The following is a 17,152-nucleotide window of genomic DNA, read 5'->3' as shown; positions in this document are numbered from 1 at the left end:
CGTTGCGAACAGACGCAGTCTCTGCTTTTCCAGTCCGTTGTTTTTGGGAGGATATGCACCATGGTTCGTAAGCCGGTCTTGATACCGACTCTGTTTCTGATCCTGCTGGGCTGTGCTGCGCATCTGGGGGCCCAGGTCACGTATTCGGCTCGCGAGGGCAGAACGCCTCTGAGTGTGGGCTTCGGCGTTGCAGATTTCAGTGACGACTGGGGTGTCCAGAATCCTCGCCAGATCGGCCTGACGTTGTGGATCGACTGGCGTCTGCCACATATGCCTCGCCAATTGCAGGGACTGGGTCTGGACATTGAAGGCCGCGATGTAAACTACGCGACGCCTTCCTATATTGCGGGTCATCGGATGACAACGGGACTGGGCGGGCCAATGTACCAGTGGCGTCGTGACCGCTTGATTCGGCCTTATGCGAAGTACCTGATCGGATTCGGCAACATCGACTTCCCGGGGCCCCCGGGCAGCTGCTGCTATCAGCAGGACACCCGAGTTATCTTCGCGCCGGCAGCCGGAGCCGACGTCCGCCTCGTAGGGCGGCTCTCCGCACGCGGCGAATATGAATATCAGTTCTGGCATCAGATTTTCGGCCCTCACGATCTCAACCCGAACGGCTTTACGTTCGGCGTCGTTTACGATCTTGGGCGAATCCAGCAGTAGATAAAGAAGGGCGCTTCGGCGCCCTTTATCTCGAGCGCTCGATGAGTATCTTGTGATATCAGATGACCGATGCTATCCAGGAACTGCCTGAACCCGCTCCCAAGCCAGACGAAGCTCCGCGCCGGTTGCGGTTTCCGAACTCTGCAGCTGATTGGGCGATTCGTGCCCTGTTTTTTGTGATCTTCCTCTACTTCGGAACAGCCAAGTTCAAGAGCGACCCTGGCGCGCCCTGGGTGATTCTTTTTGAGAAGATCGGGCTGGGGCAGTGGCTGCGGTACTTCACCGGCGCGCTTGAGGCAGTCGGAGCTTTCCTGGTTCTGATTCCCTCGGCTGTTGAGGCTGGTCTGGCGATCCTTATTCTGATCGCGTTTGCAGCCACGATCTGCACCCTCTTCGTCTTGCGTGAGTTCTCGGGAGCTTTCGTTCCGTTTTCACTGCTTTGCGGGATGATTGCGCTCTGGCTGCACCGCCGACGGGTTTGATCGGGGTAGATCAGGGCAAATCGATACCCTGCGGGATCCACAAACGATCTGCCGCTTGATTCCCGGTCTCGTGCGGAACGCAATGGTGCGCCGCGGGGAAGGCCTGCGCATACGAGCGGGTCACGTGCAATCTATCCATGACGATGTAGCGCGTCCGCATACCGGCGAGGGTTGCGGGCAATTCCGAGGGCATGCGATTGCGGTCGACATATACAACCAGCGCTGCCTGACGGGGGTCATCCAGGCTCTGTCCGACGCCGATGCCGAAGAAGGCGGGATTCTGCTGCATCAATGCGCGTGAAACTCTGCGCTTGGAGGCGATTGCCGTTGCGAGCGCAGATGGGGACAGCTGAGGAGTAGTCCCAGCAGCTGCGATCATTGGTGCTGAACCAAGCGTTGCGGCACGTAAGTCGGCCGGCACTACGATGGTCCGGACTCCACCGATTGAGCTAGGTACATTTGGTGAGGATGCCGGATCAATGTAGACCACCACGGCTGGGGCGCCCGGCTGGTCTGTGCTCTTTCCCGGAGCGATGCCGAGGATACCCGCGGACTGGTTGACCAGACCACGCGCGAGCGCCATGGCCTGCTGCTGCTTTGCGATCTCCGAGCCGCTTAGAGTTTTCGACTGCGCCGCAGAGGAAGAACTGTCGCCATAGCTAAGACAGCTGACTTCATGGTCCTGCGTGCCTACGAACGAAAGCTCTGATCCGCCGGGAATCTGACCGGACAGCTCGTTCAGAACATCTGCCGCGGAATTCGCGATTGCGTGACTGACTCCATCTGCATCGATTCCGCCGGCGAAGAACAGTCCCACCGGCTCGGCATTGACGGAATCGACAACCAGAGCACCTGAATCGCCTGCATCACTGAAGCGATCGCCGCTCACGGCAAATTGCCCCCTGAAAGTCTTGGTGAGGTAGGGCTTTGTTTCCGCGCAGTCGCGGTAGTAGTCGACGGCGACATCCAGATCCAAGGCCGTGACGCGCCCGCAGGTAAGGCCTGTAGTGCGTCCGCTCTTAGCAACACGCAACTGAAGGGTTGCGCTCTCGCCCTTGCCTTGACTCGATGAAGTTCCGGGCGGCGCAGAGGCAAGGGTGCCGTCAGCAAGTCGCGAACCAAGCTCCAGAATGCTGCCGGAGGGGTCAATCGTATGCGACGCAACCTGCGCGATAGCGGCGTCGGCATTAGTCTGGGGCGAGTGGAGAGGCAGCCACGCGGTCAGCGCGCCGACTGGTACTGTACCCGGGCCATCGCCGTTGGGCGTGCAATTGTTATCAATCAGGCCCGGCTGCACAATCGTGTCTCCGACCGAGGCCTGATCGCTACGCGCCAGGACGTGGTTGTTGCTGAGCAGGTATTCGCGCCCGGTGTCATCCTTCACCAGCGCTCCAAGCGTTCCGCTGCAGCAGTCGACGATCGTGTTGCCTTTCTCGTCGAAATCGTTGTTGTTGCCGCCCGAACTGCCCAGCAGCGTCGGGAACGCGAGCGCGTTCTGGTGCGTTGCCGGATTGCTGGCAACCCCGGGCGCGTTCAACAGGATGGCGGTTTCTGTTCGCGCCGCAGACCCGGGCGCCGATCCCACTACGTACGTCACCCCGGTCGAAGCCACTGCCGGAGGCGCGGTGTACACGACCGAGCAGGAAGTGAACGCGCGGTGCGTCCTCTGGCAATTCACCGGGCCCAGCGAACCCTCTCCTCCGCTGTCACCAATCGGGGTGTTCGAAAGCGCGAAATGAATTTCGTTCGACCCGCCCGCTTCGGCAAGATAGCCGGCGATGGTGACGCTCCCGCCGGGCCCGAGAGCGGCGTTCTCCGGAGTCAGCGGCTGCAGGAAACCGGGGGTCAGAGTCAGCACGGAATCGGCACGAACACCTGGATTGGATTTCAATGCCGCCGTCACAACCACGTCTACCCGATCGCGGCTCAGGTAGTTGGGCGGCGTGTATTGTCCGGTTGCGCTGATGTTGCCGGCACCCGCAGCCGGGTCGCCGCCGCTTACAGACCAGGTGACTGCCGCCGCTTCTCCGCCCGGCACCGTCGCCGAAAACCTGTGTACAGGAGTGCCGTGGGAGTTTTTCCCGTTGCAACCGGAGCAGTTTGTGTCGATTACGCTCGCCCCAGGCGAGATCGAAAGCATGGAATTGGTTGAATGCGCCGTCACTGGTGCGGCTCCGCAGCCCGCAAGGATCGTCGCCACGGGCCCGAGAGCGAGAATCGCACCCCGTAGTAGCATCCTCTGCAGACCCGATTTGGAGTGCTGCGGGAGGCTATGTGCTTCTTTCGACGGGTTTTGCCTGTGGGAAATCAAAGGATGAATCGCCTGCGGGTTAAGGAGTCCAGCGGCTCAGCTTTCAGGTTAGCTCATTTAGTTCTACAGGTTCAGACAGCCCTGTCGTTGCCCTGGAGCAAAAGTACCGGCCGTTGACATGCCGCGTTTGAGTTCACGGACCGAGGGGGTCTCCCTGAAAACGCCTATTTAAGAGACTCAATCCAGCACAGATCGTCTCAGAATGAGATGAATCCGGTTCGGTGAGCCGGACGCGCAGTGTGGTGTATTGTCGAAACCGGAGATGCGAAATGGCTGAACTCGTCGCCCTGCAGGGAGACATCACCAGACAGCCGGTCGATGCGATCGTGAACGCGGCAAACACCTCGCTTCTTGGCGGCGGCGGAGTGGATGGCGCCATCCACCGTGCCGCAGGCCCGGAACTCCTGGCTGCGTGCCGTAAGCTCCACGGGTGCTCAACCGGAGACGCGAAGGCTACTCCGGGATTTCAGCTTCCAGCGAAGTGGGTCTTCCACGCTGTGGGGCCGGTCTGGTACGGAGGCGATCGCGATGAAGACGGCCTGCTCGCAAGCTGCTACCGCCGGTGCCTTGAGTTGGCCCGCGAACATGAGGTCCGCTCCCTAGCGTTCCCCGCCATCAGCACCGGGGTCTACTCGTTTCCGCCGGATCGAGCAGCCCGCATCGCCGTCGACACGGTCCGTAAGCACGTCGACCACAGCGGTGTGGAGACAGTGAACTTCGTCTGCTTCGATCGCAGAACTTTCGACATTTACAACAAACTCCTCGCCGCGCCTGCACATCCAGCAGAAGTCTGAAACAGTTCAATGCGGCCGATCCGGCCTCCCAATCCCATCTCCACAGGAGCAATGATGGAATACGTCAATCTCGGCCGCACCGGCCTGAAAGTCTCCCGCATCTGCCTTGGCTGCATGACCTACGGCCGACCGCCCGCGCCCGACGAGCCCAAAGCCGGGCGCCATCTCTGGGCGATGAACGAGCAGGAGAGCCAGCCCTTCCTGCGTCAGGCTCTCGACCTGGGCATCAACTTCTGGGACACGGCGAACGTCTACTCCAGCGGCGACAGCGAGCGCGTGGTCGGGAGATTTTTGAAGGCCAACGCCCGCCGCGAAGCCATCGTCCTCGCCACTAAAGTCCAGGGCGTTATGCGCGACGAGCCCAACGGCAGCGGCCTCTCGCGCAAAGCCATCACGTTTGAACTGGACCAGAGCCTTCGACGACTCGAGACCGACTACGTCGACCTGTATCAAATTCACCGCTGGGATTACGGCACTCCGATCGAGGAGACGCTCGAAGCGCTGCACGATGCGGTGAAAGCCGGCAAGGTTCGCTACATCGGCGCGTCTTCCATGTACTCGTGGCAGTTCGCGAAGGCGCTTTACCTGGCTGACCTGCATGGCTGGACGCGCTTTGTCTCCATGCAGAACCATCTAAACCTGCTCTATCGCGAAGAGGAGCGCGAGATGCTGCCGCTCTGCAAGGACCAGGGCATCGGCGTAATCCCCTGGAGCCCGCTCGCCCGCGGCCGCCTGACCCGCCCGTGGCAATCCGAACAGACGAAGCGTTCGGAGACGGACCGCTTCGGCAACACGATGTACTCTCGCACCGAGGAAGATGACAAGCGCGTCGTCGACCGCCTCGGCGAAATCGCAAAGCAGCGCGGAGTTCCCCAGGCCCAGATCGCCGTAGCCTGGCTCCTTAATAAGCCGGAGGTGACAGCACCGATTGTCGGGGCGACCAAACCCAACCATCTTGAAGATGCAGTAACGGCCGTCTCTCTGAAGTTAACTCCCGAAGAGATCGCCGCCTTAGAGGAGCCCTACGCCCCGCACCCCGTCCTCGGCTTCAGCTAAGGCCGGCGTTGCGGCAGAGACTCGGTTTGGCTGCATCCGTCGATACCCCACCCGTTTGATTAGGAGGTGATGGCTTCCCATAGCTGACTTACGTTATGGTCTGTTAAGTCGACTCGAACCCCTTTTCGCGTTGCAATCATTTTGTATCTTCGGATGTTTTTATCGTCCAAGTTTTTCTCGCGGAACCGCTGCGAATACCAGCACAAAACATCTGCCGCTTGCAGCGGAGCGCGTTCTTTTCCGCCTGGGGTTATCTCCCCGAGGAGTCGCACGAGGTGTTCAGCGCCGATTGACGAGAGCGATTTCGGCATGGTCTCGTAAAACTCTTGAATGTGATTGGTTATTTCTCCGCTTTTTTCAACTAGGAAGTCAACTTTCTCTGCTTCTGGCCGCGCCCTGCTACAGAACTCCAAAACCAAATACACGTATGCTATGAAGGCAAGGTAATCAGGCAGGAATTTCTTCTTACCTCCGCTTCTGACATGAATTCGTTGCGTAAATGTATCGAGCATATGTCCAGCGTTAAGCTCGGTGGCAATAGGGGTGAGGCTAGAGGTTTCTGCGATCAACTCAAAGGCCGCCCTTACACGACGCTCCCCTTCCGCCCGCGTAATGCCGTTCCCCTGCTTTTCTCTCCATTCCGGCCTTCGTATATCCGACATGTGAAGGTACGGAATAGGAGGCGGCCCCGATAATACGTTTTTGTCCCATGACTGTGCGAAATCCCCGGTCCAGTCATCGTATGGCGCGAGAAATCCGCCATAGAGAAAATGCCCTCTGGAATTTCCGCGAGAATAGCTTTCATCAGATGCAGCGACGAAGAGGGCCATACACTTTCCAGAGACATCGTATGCAATTCAGAGTTGGCGCTTTAACTTCAACCCACCTTCAACACCAGTTTCCCGAAGTGCGTCGCGCCTTCCATTTCCTCGAAAGCCTTCTGCGCCTCGGTCCATGTGTGGCTTTCATACACAGGCTTCAAGTTCGCAGCCGAGATAGCCGCGTTCATCTCCTCGAAGTTCTCCCGCGAACCCACGTAGATCCCGCGAATATGCACCTGCTTGTGCAGGATCATCGGCACCGGAATCTGCTCCGCAGGGCCGCTCAGCACTCCGATCTGCGCAATCGTCCCGCCCATCTTCACGGCACGCAGCGAACGCGGCAGCGTTCCCACTCCGCCCACTTCGACCACCACATCCACGCCCGCGCCGCCCGTCTTCTCCACCACCCACTTGTCCCACTCTGAGGTTTCGCCGTAATCGAGCGCCTCATCCAGCCCGAGCGAGCAGGCGCGCTGCAGCTTCGCGTCGCTGGATGAGATGCCCAGTACGCGCGCACTCTTCAGCTTTGCAAACTGGAGCGCGAAGATCGAGACGCCCCCGGTCCCCTGCATCAACACCGTGGTTCCCTGGCGAACATCACCGGCCATGAGCGCGTTCCATGCTGTCACCCCGGCGCAGGGCAGTGTGGCGGCCTCTTCGAAGCCCAGGTGCTCGGGAATGCGCACCAGCCCGGTTTCTTTCAGGACAACGTACTCGGCCAGCATGCCGTCGATATCCCCGCCGAGCGCGCCCTTGATCTTCTCGGGCGTCGGCGGCCCCTCGATCCAGTTCTGCATGAAGATTCCGCACACGCGGTCGCCGCGCTTCCACTGCGTCACGCCCTGACCGACAGCTTCCACCTCTCCGGCGCCATCGGAGCAGGGGACGCGCGGCAGCTTCATTTTGGGGTTGTAGAACCCCTTAACCATCATCAGGTCGCGATAGTTCAGCGAGACCGCATGGACCTTGACCAGCACCTCGCCCGGTCCGGGCTGCGGCGTCGGCCGCTCAACAAGCTCAAGAGAATCAATACCGAAACTCGAAATCTGCCACACGCGCATATCTGGTTCTCCGTTCAAAGCAATATTAAAAGTGGTTCGATGCCGTCTCTCGAGTGGTACGCCGTTTTGACTTCACTCGTAGAATGAACATATGGCGCGCGGTTGGGAAAGTAAATCGGTGGAAGAGCAGATCGCTAATGCCACCGAGAAGCCCGTGCGCGCCGGAGAGGCCTCAATGAGCGAACAAGAACGGCGTATCGCCGCTGAAAAACGTGCCGCCACCGAACGCCGCAAACAAGCCCTCACCCTCCAGCGCGAAAACATCCTTTCGCAGCGCACCTCCAACCCCGGCCGCCGCGCCGCCCTGGAGTCAGCTCTGTCCGAAATCGAGTCGCAGCTCGCCGCACTCGACTAATTCCGGTCCCACCGGATGACGAAATCCCACCCTCTCTCCGCCGGCAAGATCAAGCCTCTGCCGCTTGAAGCCTTGCGCGGTTTCACAGAGCGCAGTGGCGCTTCTCATTTCGCACGCCGTTGTACGATGTCCGCATGCGCTTCATCCACGCGCTCTGGCTGCTGTTGATATCGGCCATTGCTGTCTCTGCTCAGAAGCCCGCGGCATTCGATTCGCAGAACCTGCAGACCGCCTACTGCCCGCAGACGCATGATCTCGAAGTCGAGCCCTCCCAGAAGTTCTTCCTTGAGGGCACCATCGGCAAGCGTCCCGTTCGCATGTATCTCGATCGCGGCGGGTCCGGTGTCGTGGGCCTCTTCTTCGACATCGGAGCAGACTGGCAGACAACGCTGCTCGGCGGAACGTGGAGTCATGACTCGATCGACGCGTCGGATGCCGCCAATGATCATCCCGCGACGGCTCACCTTTCCGCCTCCCTTCGCGAAAACCACTTGAAGGGAATCTGGACGCAATCCGGCACCAGTCAACCCGAGCGGGTCGATCTCACTGTTATTCCCGAACCGCGCTGCGATGGCAAAGGACCTTGGAAGCGTTTCGAAGATCCAGACTGGCCCGTGACATTTTCCTACCCTGCGTCCTGGCATCTGGATAAGTCCAACGGTGATGACTCCATCACCCTCACATGTCCCAATCCGTCAGAGATCGCATTCGACCAGCACATTTTGATCCACCGCGGGACCGGCGCACCAGAGGGCCCTACGAAAATGGTCCAGTGCGGCGACTCATGGATTTATGGCTTTCAGTGCCGCTGCGGTGAGCAGGATTCCAGCCGTTGCCCAACAGCGAAGGCCAGCCGTATGAAGTCTGTGACTGTTCTCGACGTCAGCGAACAGGAGCATCGTATCTACTGCCTGCATGGTGGCTACGCGGCAGCAGGCGAGGGCGAGGATCGCGTCGTGATGCTCCGCGATCAGTGGCTCGAAATCGACGCGCCGCTCGACACCTCAGGGATCATGAAGCGCCTGATCGAATCGATAACCATGCGCAAGCATATCCAGCCTGAGTAGTAGCGCCTACTCGTCCCGATGAAACAGCAGCGAGTTCGCCTGCTGCACCGGCGTCATCAGCACGCGCGCGATGTTCACGTGCGCAGGCCGCATCGCCGCCCACACAATCACGTCAGCCACGTCTTCCGGCCTGAGCGCCTTGACGCCCTTGTAGACCTTTGACGCTCGTTCGGTGTCACCATGGAAGCGAACCAGGCTGAAGTCGGTCTCGACCATGCCCGGATCCACGCTCGTGACGCGAACCGGCGTTCCCAGTACGTCCTGCCGCAGTCCGTCATTGATCGACCGCTCCGCCGCCTTGCTCGCGCAATACACCGCGCCATTGGGATACGTAAGCTCTCCCGCCGTAGATCCGAGATTGATCACGTGCCCGCGGCTGCGCACCACCATGCCCGGCACCACCGCGCGCGTCACATACAGCAGACCCTTCACGTTGGTGTCGATCATCTCTTCCCAGTCTTCGATTTTGCCCATGTAGAGCTTGTCGAGTCCGCGGCTCAATCCTGCGTTGTTTACCAGGATGTCGATCTCGGCCCATTCCGCGGGCAAGCTGTCGATCGCGTTCTGCACCGCGCGCCGGTCACGCACATCGAGATCAATCGAGTGCACCGCCGGTGCGCCGCGCTCTTTGGCTTTTGATGCCACTTCAGCGAGCCGTCCTGCGCGCCGCGCTGCCAGCAGGAGCTTCGCTCCCTGATCTGCAAATGCGAGTGCCGTGGCCGCGCCAATTCCCGCGCTGGCTCCCGTAACGAAAACGATCTTACCCTTCAGGCTCATGTCACCATCCTAACGAACTCGAGCTCCAAAAAACGTGATGCAAGCTACTGGCTACTGGCTAATAGCTGACAACTGAAAGCTACAAGCTACCGGCTACAAGCTCCCAGCTCTCTTCTTCGCCACCCTATACTGCCCCACCGCCCAGTCCTCATTGGCCCAGCCCGCCTTCTTTGCTTCTTCAAAGACCACGGCGAGGCTATCGGCCATGCTTAGCCGCGCGCCTCGTGCTGCCGCAGCCTCACGCAGCAGGCGCGTATCTTTCGCACCCAGGTCGATCGTCGCTCCGGGCTGCTCCGGCGGATGCAGCATCACGTTTGCATACGAAGCATAGAAGGGCGACTGAAAAAGCGCGCTGTTTACTGCCTCAAGAAATACGCCTGGATCGATGCCCTGCGACTCTGCGTACACAAACGCCTCGCTGAGCGACTGAATCATGGTGCTGATCAGGAAGTTGCCGCCTACTTTAAGCGCATGCGCCTGCCACGGCTCTGTGCCAACGACCGACATGCCTCGGGACATCGGCTCCAGAATCGGTCGAGCGCGCTCCACGTTTTCAGTTGTGCCTGCGGCCACAATCCAGAGTTTTCCCACCTCTGCCACGCTGGGCCGCCCGAACACCGGCGCAGCCACAAAGGGAATCCCGCGCTTCGCATGTTCCTGCGTCAGACGCTCCGAAAGCTTCACGCTGATCGTGCTGCATGCGATGTGAAGCGTCGAGGGTGTCAGCGCTTCCATCAGCCCGTTCGAGCCGAACAGGACCTCTTCATGCGCGTGATCGTCGAAGAGCATGGTGATTACCGCATCGGCGCCCAATTCAGCCTCGGCAGGTGTCCCCGCCACGATCGCGCCTTCGCGCGCCAGAGGCTCGGTTCTTCCTTCCGTCCGATTCCACACTGCCAGCTCATGTCCGGCGAGAATCAACCGGTGCGCCATGGCTGCGCCCATCTTGCCTAATCCAAGAAAACCGATTCTCATCAATAACCTCTCTTCTCTTTCGACTGCAAATTTCATCCTCGCGGCTGTCATCCTGAACGGAGCGGCGTTCTTCAGCGGAGTGAAGGATCTGCTTCTTACGTTGTGGGTTCCCCAAGCCTGCACTGAGCGAAGTCGGAGTGTCGCTCGCACCTGGGAACCTGGGGAACTACAGTGCCGGAGCGTCACGTTCGAGTAACAGAAGGGGTTGCCGCCGGAGCCCGTCCCGCTAAACTGAATCTTCGATGCTGAGAACTGTGCGAGCGACGCGTTATGTCGTGCCCCTGCGCGAAGGCGGCTCTCTGCCTGCGATTGTAGAAGCCGACGACCTCGGCCTCTACGTTGTCAAATTCCGCGGAGCTGGCCAGGGGATCCTTGCGCTGATCGCCGAGCTGCTGGCCGGCGAGATTGGCCGCACATTGGGTCTGCGCGTACCGGAGATCGTCTTCATGGAGATTGACCCGGCACTCGGCCGCAACGATCCTGATTACGAGATCCGCCAGCTCCTCAAGGCCAGCCCCGGCCTGAACCTCGCACTGGACTACCTCCCCGGCTCCACCATGTTTGATCCTGCTGCGCGCGACACCGCACCCGTCGACGAAGCCTCCATTCTCGTCTGGTTTGACGCCTTCACGCAGAACATCGATCGCACGCCGCGCAATGCGAACCTGCTGGTGTGGCACCGCAAGCTGTATCCGATCGATCACGGGGCGACCCTGTTTTTCCATCACGACTGGCCCACCATGCAGCAGAAGATCGCTTCGCCCTTCTCTCAGATTAAGGACCATGTCCTCCTGCCCTGGGCGAAAGATATTCGCGGTGCGGCTACCGTCGCACATGAGCGACTCACGGGACCCGTCCTCGCCGGCATTGTGAATCTGATTCCTGAGGAATGGCTGTCAGCGATCCCGGACGGCGTCTCTCCTGCCGACCGCCGCGCCGGGTACATGCAATTCTTCACCAAGAGGCTCGCAGCCTCAGCCGCATTCGAAGAGGAGGCCATCCGTGCCCAGTCCGGCCTCGTTTGATTACGCCATTCTGCGGGTCGTCCCCCGCGTTGAGCGGCAGGAGTTCATCAACGCCGGTGTCGTCGTGTTCTGCCTGGAAAAGCGCTATCTCGCCGCACACATCCACCTTGATGAAGATCGCCTCCGCGCACTCTGGCCCGAGGCAGACGTCGACCTGGCACGAGAACACCTTGAAGCTGTCCGACGCATCTGCGAAGGCGACCCCGCTGCGGGGCCCATCGCAAAGCTATCGCAGCGCGAGCGCTTCCACTGGATCACCGCGCCGCGCAGCACCATTATCCAGCCCTCACCGATCCACACCGGCGTCTGCGACGAAACAGGCGGCGTCCTCGACCGCTTGGCAACTCAGTTTCTCTATAGCTAGAACGGTCGGGGATGAACGAGCACCCAGTTGAGCAGAACACCGCAAAAGACAACACTGCCGCACAATCCTGCAGCAATAGCAACCACAGTCAACCTGTTAGTGAGCTGCCTCTGCCCCGAGTACATCGACGAGGCGCACCAAAGCCTCTCGGTTGAAGAACAACTGAATAGACGAACGCCGACTAGTGCAAAGATGCTGCCGAGGATCCCGCAGACTGGAGCCGAAAAGATTAGAGCTAATGGGGCCTGCCCATCTTGAACTCGATCTGGATACAGCAAGTGGTCCGAGTAACAGGCAACGAAGAGAGATAAGAAGGAAAGGATCACTCCAGCGAAGCTGCCCGACCAGCCGGCCAGGATCAGCCTGCGCAAAGGCATTCGCATTTCCGGTCTTCCATCATGCGCCGGAATCTTCCAGGCAAAGTCACCGGATCGGGTCACGATTATCGACGCCAATCCAGCGGGGATCGCAATGATTAAGCTCATTGCCAGGAACACTCCGATTGTGCGGAATACCCACAAGTGCCTGCTGCCTCGCGATCAATGCTGATTTTAAGGATCGACACGATCCGCTTCACAACAAATGTCTGAGTACTCCAAGTTGAGAGATTAGGATCGGGTAACTCCGCATCAGAGGTGATCCATGAAACTCGCATCCTGGCTCTTCGGCATCGCCTCAGCACTCGCCGGCCTCTTCGACCTCATCTGGGGTGAATTCGAACCCGCACACCAACCGATCCAGGCTTGGAGCGATCACATCCCGGGCGTCTCCATCCTCGCCCGCATCGCCGCGATCTGGCTTATTTGCGCAGGAGTCGCTCTTTTCATACGCCCCGCCGCACGCATAGGCGCCGCTGCCTTGGCCATCCTCTACGGCATCTTCTGCTTCTTTCCCCTGCCGCGCCTCGTCTCCGCACCGCACTATCTCGGCCACCACCCAGCCGTCTACATCGGAGTCCTCGTCAGCGTCGCGCAACAACTCATCCTCTTCATTGCCGCCCTGCTTCTCTGGCTTCACCTGACGAACCCTGGCAGCTTTCCTCGAAGCGTCACCCTCCTCGCGCGAATCCTCTTCGGCCTCTGCTGCATCGACTTCGCCTTCGGCCACTTCACAGGAATTCCAGCCACCGCCGCCATGATTCCTCACTGGATTCCATTCGGCGGGACCTTCTGGACCATCCTCACAGGCATCGCATTTCTGCTCGCCGGCCTAGCCTTCATCACTGGAATCCTCAACGTTCTCGCCGCCCGTCTTCTCAGCCTTATGTTGCTGCTATTTACCATCATCGTTCTAGCCCCGCGAGCCTTCGCCTCTCCGCACAATCACGTGCCGTGGGGCAGCAACGCCTACAACCTCACCGCCGTAGCCGCCGCCTGGATCCTCTCCGCCTGGCTCAGTTACTCGCGAGAACAAGCGCCGGCATAGTCACTTCAGTCGCGCACGGGAAAAGACATGCGCTATGCGCGAGGTTCTCATCGCAATCGCCGTAACGACCTTCGTCAGGCGGGTCGGTGGGACGGAATTTGCCAGACGCTACCGCTCCTGAGCTTCAGGGTTTGCGCAGTTCAGTGTTGATGGTCTGAAGCAGCGTGCCATTGGAGTCGCCGAAGTACTCCCAGAACATGATGCCGGCCAGCTTCTGCGCGCGGATGTACTGACACTTGAGCTTGAGGGATTCTGAGTCTTCGTAGGAAACGAAGATCTTCTGCTGCGGGTTATAGAGATAAGGGACCTTCGCAGCTTCATCCCAGTAGCGCGCGAAGCCGTGGCCGAACATGGTGGACTCGATGGCGTTGAAGGACGCGTCTGCGCCGGGTACGGGTTTGCCCACCTGGAAGAGCCCATGGTTCTGGTCTTTGACCTGGCCCCACTCGTGGCCATAAAAGGGTACGCCGAGCAGGATCTTTTCAGCGGGAACGCCCGCTTTCTCAAAGGCGCGGACGGTCTCGGCTGAAGACGCGGCTTTGGGGTCTGCGGGATCGGGGAAGAGTGGCGCATGATTGCCGGTGATGGATTCCGAGCCGGGCTCGTAGTAGTCGTAGGTCATCAGGTTGACGGTGTCGACGTAGCGCTGAACCTTCTGCATCTCGGTGTTGGCGATGACTTCATCGGACGCGCCCATGGCGATGGTCAGATACAGTCGGCGTCCGCGGCGGGCTGAGGCATCGAAGCGTTCGCGGAGCTCGCGCAGAAGTGAAGTAAAGTTCTGCTTGTCTTCCGAGCGGAAGGGGTGGCCCGAGCCGGGCATGCCCGGGTATTCCCAGTCGATGTCGAGTCCATCGAGATCGTAGCGGGTGAGGAACTGCATGACGCTGTCTTCGAAGACGGCGCGGCTCTCGCGGGTGAGCGCCACATCAGAGAAGTTCGTAGACCAGAGCCAGCCGCCGACGGAGACGAGGAGAGTGAGATTGGGGTTTGTATTGCGAAGAGATCGAAGCAAGGCGAAATTTTGTGCGTCGGTTGGATAGCCGGGCACCATGCGGCCGCTCTGGATGTTGGCGAAGGCGTAGTTGATGCGCGTGAGTTTGGAGGCGTCCACCTGGCCGGGAGTGAGCGCGGCACCGCGAGGAAAGACGTAGCCGGTGATGATGAACGGGCGCGTTGGCGGAGATTGCGCGACGCAAGAGACGGCGGTAAGGAGCGCGAGGGCGAGGAGAAGGTTTGGGAGGCGGAGCATGGTTAGTTCTGATTCAAGCTAACATTCCTGCTTCCCTGCTCGAACCGCAAAACGACGGATTGATCGGAGTTGTCGGTATCCCAGGTCCGAAAACACGGACCTGGGCACCAGGATTACTCATTCGAGACTCGTCTTAGGGACGATTGCCCATCGGACGCTCGTGCATGATCATCCAGGAGGTGCCGAAGCGGTCGCGGAGGATGGCGTAGCGCGAAGCGAAGAAGGTCTCCTGCATGGGCATGTAGATCTCGCCACCTTCCGCGAGGAGCTTGAAGATGCGTTCCGCCTCCGCGTCGCTCTCGACGTTGAGGGCTAGGTAAGCGGAGCGCATGGGCTTGAAGCGATCGGCGGGCACGTCGCTGGCCATGATGACACTGTCGCCGATAGTGATCTGGGCGTGGAGAACGGCGTCTTTCATATCGGGGAGGACCTTGCTGGGATCGGGCATGTCGCCGTGCTTCATCATCATGCCGATCCGGGCGCCGAGGTGTTCGGCGTAGAAGCGGAATGCTTCAGCGCAGTTCCCGCCGTAGTTCAGATAGGTATTCAGTCTCATCGATAGCTCCGGAGCGGGATATTTGCCGCGTCAACAGCATAGTCCTTGTTGCCCGGCAGTGCGCAAAGGGTTTGGTCGGCGTGGGCGGGCGTTTTCCGCGTGTTTTCGAGCAACTTGGGCGCTGTGGACGGCGCATCCAAGCACAAACGCGGGTGTTAGCATCAAAGCTGAAAGATGCAAACTAAAAAACTGAAAATCATCCCACTTGGCGGCCTGGGCGAATTCGGAATGAACTGCCTGGCAATTCGCTGGGAAGACGACATCATCGTCATCGATGCCGGATTGATGTTCCCGGAAACGGAACTGCTCGGTGTGGACGTAGTTGTCCCCGACATCACATACCTGATCGAGAACAAGGAGCACGTTCGCGCGATCATCCTAACCCACGGACACGAGGATCACATTGGCGGGCTGCCGTGGATCCTGAGCGAGTTGAAGGTTCCCGTCTATGCCACCGAGTTCACCCTTGCCTACGTAGAAGGCAAGCTCGAAGAACATGAACTGCTGGACGAGACGACCCTGATCGAGATCACTCCGAAGGAGAAGTTTTCGATCGGGCCATTCACGATCGAGCCGATTCGGGTGACGCACTCGCTGGTCGATTGCGTGGCGCTCGCCGTGGAGACGCCGGTGGGCGTGATCATCCATACCGGCGACTTCAAGATCGACCTGGCGCCGCTGGATGACAAGGCGTTCGATCTGCATACGTTCGCGGAGTACGGAAAGCGCGGAGTGCTGGCGCTGCTGCAGGACTCGACCAACGTCGAGCGGTCGGGATATACGCCCAGCGAGCGGGCCGTGATCCCGCGCCTGCACGAGATCTTTTCGCAGACGAAGAAGAAGCTGTTCTTCGCCTGCTTTTCGTCGTCGATCTATCGCATTCGGATCGCGTTTGAGCTGGCGCGCAAGCATGGGCGCAAGGCCGTGGTGCTGGGCCGGTCCATGATGGAGAGCACGGAGATCGCGCAGGACCTCGGATACATCGAGGCACCCCCGGGACTGATCATCAATCCGGGGCAGATGCGCGATTACGCGCCTGAGCAGTTGCTGGTGCTGATTAGCGGGACGCAGGGCGAGCCGATGAGCGCCCTGAGCCGCGCGGCGGTAGATACGCACAAGCACGCAAAAATCGATGCCGGCGATACGGTGGTGCTGAGTTCGCGCATAATTCCCGGGAACGAGAAGAGCATCTATCGCGTGATCGACCACCTGAGCCGTCGCGAAGCGAACGTAATTTTCGATGACGGCGGTCATGGATTGATCCACGTGAGCGGTCACGGATCGCAGGAGGAATTGCGGTTGCTCATTAACCTGGTGCGGCCAAAGTTCTTTGTTCCAGTTCATGGCGATTACCGTAATCTTCGGCGTCACGCGCAGCTGGCAATGGAGACGGGCGCTGTCGAACATGCCATGGTGATTGAGGACGGCGATGTTCTGGAACTCGATGCGACTGACGCGCGCAAGAAGGACAAGGTAACGGTTGGGCGTGTGCTGATCGACTCGGGCTCTACGGCGGATATCGTTGAGGACCTCGTAGTTCGCGACCGGCGAATTCTGTCAGAGGACGGAATTGTGCTGGCGATCCTGGCGATCAATAAGCGCATGGGTAAGGTGGAGCGCGAGCCGGAGATTGTGATGCGCGGTTTTGGTGGCGCAGACATTACGGAGCAGGCGCGCGAGGTGGTGCTGCGGACGCTCGACGGGCTGAGCGGCGAACAGCGAACCGACTACGGCATGGTGAAGGAAAAGGTCAGGGTGGAGCTGAAGCGTCTGATCCAGAAATCGACAGGCAAGCGGCCGATGATCATTCCCGTGATTTTGGAGATTTGAGTCGGCGTCATTAACCTTCTACATATAACGTCTTCCGTTATATACTCTTCGTGTGATCCAAAGCTTCGGGGACCGAGAGACTCAGAGGTTATTTGAGACTCGAAAGAGCCGTAGGTGGTCGTCAATTGTGGCTCCAGCTTTGCGGCGGCTAGATCAGATCGAGGCAAGCGCCAGCCTGAAGGATCTCCAGGTTCCTCCGGGGAACAAGCTGGAACCTTTGAAAGGTAATCGGGCTGGCCAGCACAGTGTCAGAATCAACGATCAATATCGAATCTGCTTTATCTGGAAGAAGGATGGAGCGCACGAAGTCGAGATCACTGACTACCACTGAAGTT

At 59.6% G+C, this 17,152-nt stretch carries 18 protein-coding genes; 11 read left to right on the top strand and 7 right to left on the bottom strand.

Annotated elements, in window-relative coordinates:
* The first annotated feature begins 60 nt into the window (after positions 1-60).
* Positions 61-666: an outer membrane beta-barrel protein gene (locus tag DHV10_RS18440; RefSeq protein WP_109487870.1), complete on the top strand. Its 606-nt coding sequence runs from the start codon at positions 61-63 to the stop codon at positions 664-666.
* A gap of 62 nt (positions 667-728) precedes the next feature.
* The gene (locus tag DHV10_RS18435; protein WP_109487869.1) at positions 729-1,148 is read left to right on the top strand and encodes a DoxX family protein; all 420 of its coding nucleotides are present in this window, start codon (positions 729-731) and stop codon (positions 1,146-1,148) included.
* Positions 1,149-1,158: 10 nt separating this feature from the next.
* On the opposite strand, the gene DHV10_RS18430 is transcribed toward DHV10_RS18435, so the two are convergent.
* Complete coding sequence (locus DHV10_RS18430) at positions 1,159-3,312, bottom strand: chymotrypsin family serine protease (protein WP_162601652.1); 2,154 nt, start codon at positions 3,310-3,312, stop codon at positions 1,159-1,161.
* A 416-nt stretch (positions 3,313-3,728) separates the two neighbouring features.
* Here DHV10_RS18430 and DHV10_RS18425 point away from each other — a divergent pair, with 416 nt between their 5' ends.
* Both DHV10_RS18425 and DHV10_RS18420 read left to right on the top strand, forming a co-directional pair.
* Positions 3,729-4,253 carry an O-acetyl-ADP-ribose deacetylase gene (locus DHV10_RS18425; RefSeq protein WP_109487867.1) on the top strand — a complete coding sequence of 175 codons (525 nt, stop codon included), beginning with the start codon at positions 3,729-3,731 and terminating at the stop codon, positions 4,251-4,253.
* Positions 4,254-4,307: 54 nt separating this feature from the next.
* Positions 4,308-5,309 (top strand): aldo/keto reductase, encoded by a 1,002-nt coding sequence (locus DHV10_RS18420; RefSeq protein ID WP_109488275.1) that lies wholly within the window; start codon positions 4,308-4,310, stop codon positions 5,307-5,309.
* 59 nt (positions 5,310-5,368) lie between these two features.
* Here DHV10_RS18420 and DHV10_RS18415 read toward each other — a convergent pair whose 3' ends face one another.
* Both DHV10_RS18415 and DHV10_RS18410 read right to left on the bottom strand, forming a co-directional pair.
* Positions 5,369-6,139 (bottom strand): DUF3800 domain-containing protein, encoded by a 771-nt coding sequence (locus DHV10_RS18415; RefSeq protein WP_109487866.1) that lies wholly within the window; start codon positions 6,137-6,139, stop codon positions 5,369-5,371.
* Positions 6,140-6,186: 47 nt separating this feature from the next.
* The gene (locus DHV10_RS18410; protein ID WP_109487865.1) at positions 6,187-7,191 is read right to left on the bottom strand and encodes a zinc-dependent alcohol dehydrogenase family protein; all 1,005 of its coding nucleotides are present in this window, start codon (positions 7,189-7,191) and stop codon (positions 6,187-6,189) included.
* 91 nt (positions 7,192-7,282) lie between these two features.
* Here DHV10_RS18410 and DHV10_RS18405 point away from each other — a divergent pair, with 91 nt between their 5' ends.
* Both DHV10_RS18405 and DHV10_RS18400 read left to right on the top strand, forming a co-directional pair.
* Positions 7,283-7,546, top strand: a complete 264-nt coding sequence (locus DHV10_RS18405; RefSeq protein ID WP_239461911.1) for a hypothetical protein — start codon at positions 7,283-7,285, stop codon at positions 7,544-7,546.
* A 134-nt stretch (positions 7,547-7,680) separates the two neighbouring features.
* Positions 7,681-8,613, top strand: a complete 933-nt coding sequence (locus DHV10_RS18400; RefSeq protein ID WP_109487864.1) for a hypothetical protein — start codon at positions 7,681-7,683, stop codon at positions 8,611-8,613.
* A 6-nt stretch (positions 8,614-8,619) separates the two neighbouring features.
* On the opposite strand, the gene DHV10_RS18395 is transcribed toward DHV10_RS18400, so the two are convergent.
* Both DHV10_RS18395 and DHV10_RS18390 read right to left on the bottom strand, forming a co-directional pair.
* Entirely contained in the window at positions 8,620-9,390 is a 771-nt protein-coding gene (locus DHV10_RS18395; protein ID WP_109487863.1) for an SDR family NAD(P)-dependent oxidoreductase, read from the bottom strand.
* A 93-nt stretch (positions 9,391-9,483) separates the two neighbouring features.
* Positions 9,484-10,365: an NAD(P)-dependent oxidoreductase gene (locus DHV10_RS18390; RefSeq protein ID WP_162601651.1), complete on the bottom strand. Its 882-nt coding sequence runs from the start codon at positions 10,363-10,365 to the stop codon at positions 9,484-9,486.
* A 242-nt stretch (positions 10,366-10,607) separates the two neighbouring features.
* Between DHV10_RS18390 and DHV10_RS18385 the strand changes: the two genes are divergently transcribed.
* The 3 genes from DHV10_RS18385 to DHV10_RS18370 all read left to right on the top strand — a co-directional run bounded on the left by DHV10_RS18385 (position 10,608) and on the right by DHV10_RS18370 (position 13,179).
* Positions 10,608-11,390 (top strand): HipA family kinase, encoded by a 783-nt coding sequence (locus tag DHV10_RS18385; RefSeq protein WP_109487861.1) that lies wholly within the window; start codon positions 10,608-10,610, stop codon positions 11,388-11,390.
* Positions 11,368-11,754 (top strand): DUF3037 domain-containing protein, encoded by a 387-nt coding sequence (locus DHV10_RS18380; RefSeq protein WP_109487860.1) that lies wholly within the window; start codon positions 11,368-11,370, stop codon positions 11,752-11,754. The genes DHV10_RS18385 and DHV10_RS18380 overlap by 23 nt, the downstream gene beginning before the upstream one ends.
* Before the next feature lie 642 nt (positions 11,755-12,396).
* A complete protein-coding gene (locus DHV10_RS18370; protein WP_109487858.1) occupies positions 12,397-13,179 on the top strand; it encodes a hypothetical protein in 783 nt (260 codons plus the stop codon).
* Positions 13,180-13,303: 124 nt separating this feature from the next.
* Here the strand turns inward: DHV10_RS18370 and DHV10_RS18365 are convergent, their stop codons facing one another.
* Both DHV10_RS18365 and DHV10_RS18360 read right to left on the bottom strand, forming a co-directional pair.
* Positions 13,304-14,431: a glycoside hydrolase family 18 protein gene (locus DHV10_RS18365; RefSeq protein ID WP_109487857.1), complete on the bottom strand. Its 1,128-nt coding sequence runs from the start codon at positions 14,429-14,431 to the stop codon at positions 13,304-13,306.
* Between the two features lie 133 nt (positions 14,432-14,564).
* The gene (locus DHV10_RS18360; RefSeq protein WP_109487856.1) at positions 14,565-14,987 is read right to left on the bottom strand and encodes a VOC family protein; all 423 of its coding nucleotides are present in this window, start codon (positions 14,985-14,987) and stop codon (positions 14,565-14,567) included.
* A 174-nt stretch (positions 14,988-15,161) separates the two neighbouring features.
* On the opposite strand from DHV10_RS18360, the gene DHV10_RS18355 reads away from it, so the two are divergent.
* Both DHV10_RS18355 and DHV10_RS18350 read left to right on the top strand, forming a co-directional pair.
* Positions 15,162-16,817 carry a ribonuclease J gene (locus tag DHV10_RS18355; protein WP_109487855.1) on the top strand — a complete coding sequence of 552 codons (1,656 nt, stop codon included), beginning with the start codon at positions 15,162-15,164 and terminating at the stop codon, positions 16,815-16,817.
* A gap of 52 nt (positions 16,818-16,869) precedes the next feature.
* Entirely contained in the window at positions 16,870-17,148 is a 279-nt protein-coding gene (locus DHV10_RS18350) for a type II toxin-antitoxin system RelE/ParE family toxin (RefSeq protein WP_109487854.1), read from the top strand.
* Positions 17,149-17,152 lie beyond the last annotated feature (4 nt).

It is taken from the genome of Occallatibacter savannae, assembly GCF_003131205.1.
Taxonomy (GTDB): Bacteria; Acidobacteriota; Terriglobia; order Terriglobales; family Acidobacteriaceae; genus Telmatobacter; species Telmatobacter savannae.
The sequence above is the reverse complement of the archived record's forward strand: the minus strand, read 5'-3'. Positions and strand labels throughout refer to the sequence as shown.

Bases quoted from the DNA above. Each gene is read 5' to 3' on its own strand.
- DHV10_RS18395 (WP_109487863.1), bottom strand. From the start codon at position 9,390: ATGAGCCTGAAGGGTAAGATCGTTTTCGTTACGGGAGCCAGCGCGGGA.
- DHV10_RS18385 (WP_109487861.1), top strand. From the start codon at position 10,608: ATGCTGAGAACTGTGCGAGCGACGCGTTATGTCGTGCCCCTGCGCGAA.
- DHV10_RS18415 (WP_109487866.1), bottom strand. From the start codon at position 6,139: ATGGCCCTCTTCGTCGCTGCATCTGATGAAAGCTATTCTCGCGGAAAT.
- DHV10_RS18390 (WP_162601651.1), bottom strand. From the start codon at position 10,365: ATGAGAATCGGTTTTCTTGGATTAGGCAAGATGGGCGCAGCCATGGCG.
- DHV10_RS18360 (WP_109487856.1), bottom strand. From the start codon at position 14,987: ATGAGACTGAATACCTATCTGAACTACGGCGGGAACTGCGCTGAAGCA.
- DHV10_RS18365 (WP_109487857.1), bottom strand. From the start codon at position 14,431: ATGCTCCGCCTCCCAAACCTTCTCCTCGCCCTCGCGCTCCTTACCGCC.
- DHV10_RS18370 (WP_109487858.1), top strand. From the start codon at position 12,397: ATGAAACTCGCATCCTGGCTCTTCGGCATCGCCTCAGCACTCGCCGGC.
- DHV10_RS18420 (WP_109488275.1), top strand. From the start codon at position 4,308: ATGGAATACGTCAATCTCGGCCGCACCGGCCTGAAAGTCTCCCGCATC.
- DHV10_RS18355 (WP_109487855.1), top strand. From the start codon at position 15,162: ATGCAAACTAAAAAACTGAAAATCATCCCACTTGGCGGCCTGGGCGAA.
- DHV10_RS18400 (WP_109487864.1), top strand. From the start codon at position 7,681: ATGCGCTTCATCCACGCGCTCTGGCTGCTGTTGATATCGGCCATTGCT.
- DHV10_RS18425 (WP_109487867.1), top strand. From the start codon at position 3,729: ATGGCTGAACTCGTCGCCCTGCAGGGAGACATCACCAGACAGCCGGTC.
- DHV10_RS18410 (WP_109487865.1), bottom strand. From the start codon at position 7,191: ATGCGCGTGTGGCAGATTTCGAGTTTCGGTATTGATTCTCTTGAGCTT.
- DHV10_RS18440 (WP_109487870.1), top strand. From the start codon at position 61: ATGGTTCGTAAGCCGGTCTTGATACCGACTCTGTTTCTGATCCTGCTG.
- DHV10_RS18435 (WP_109487869.1), top strand. From the start codon at position 729: ATGACCGATGCTATCCAGGAACTGCCTGAACCCGCTCCCAAGCCAGAC.
- DHV10_RS18405 (WP_239461911.1), top strand. From the start codon at position 7,283: ATGGCGCGCGGTTGGGAAAGTAAATCGGTGGAAGAGCAGATCGCTAAT.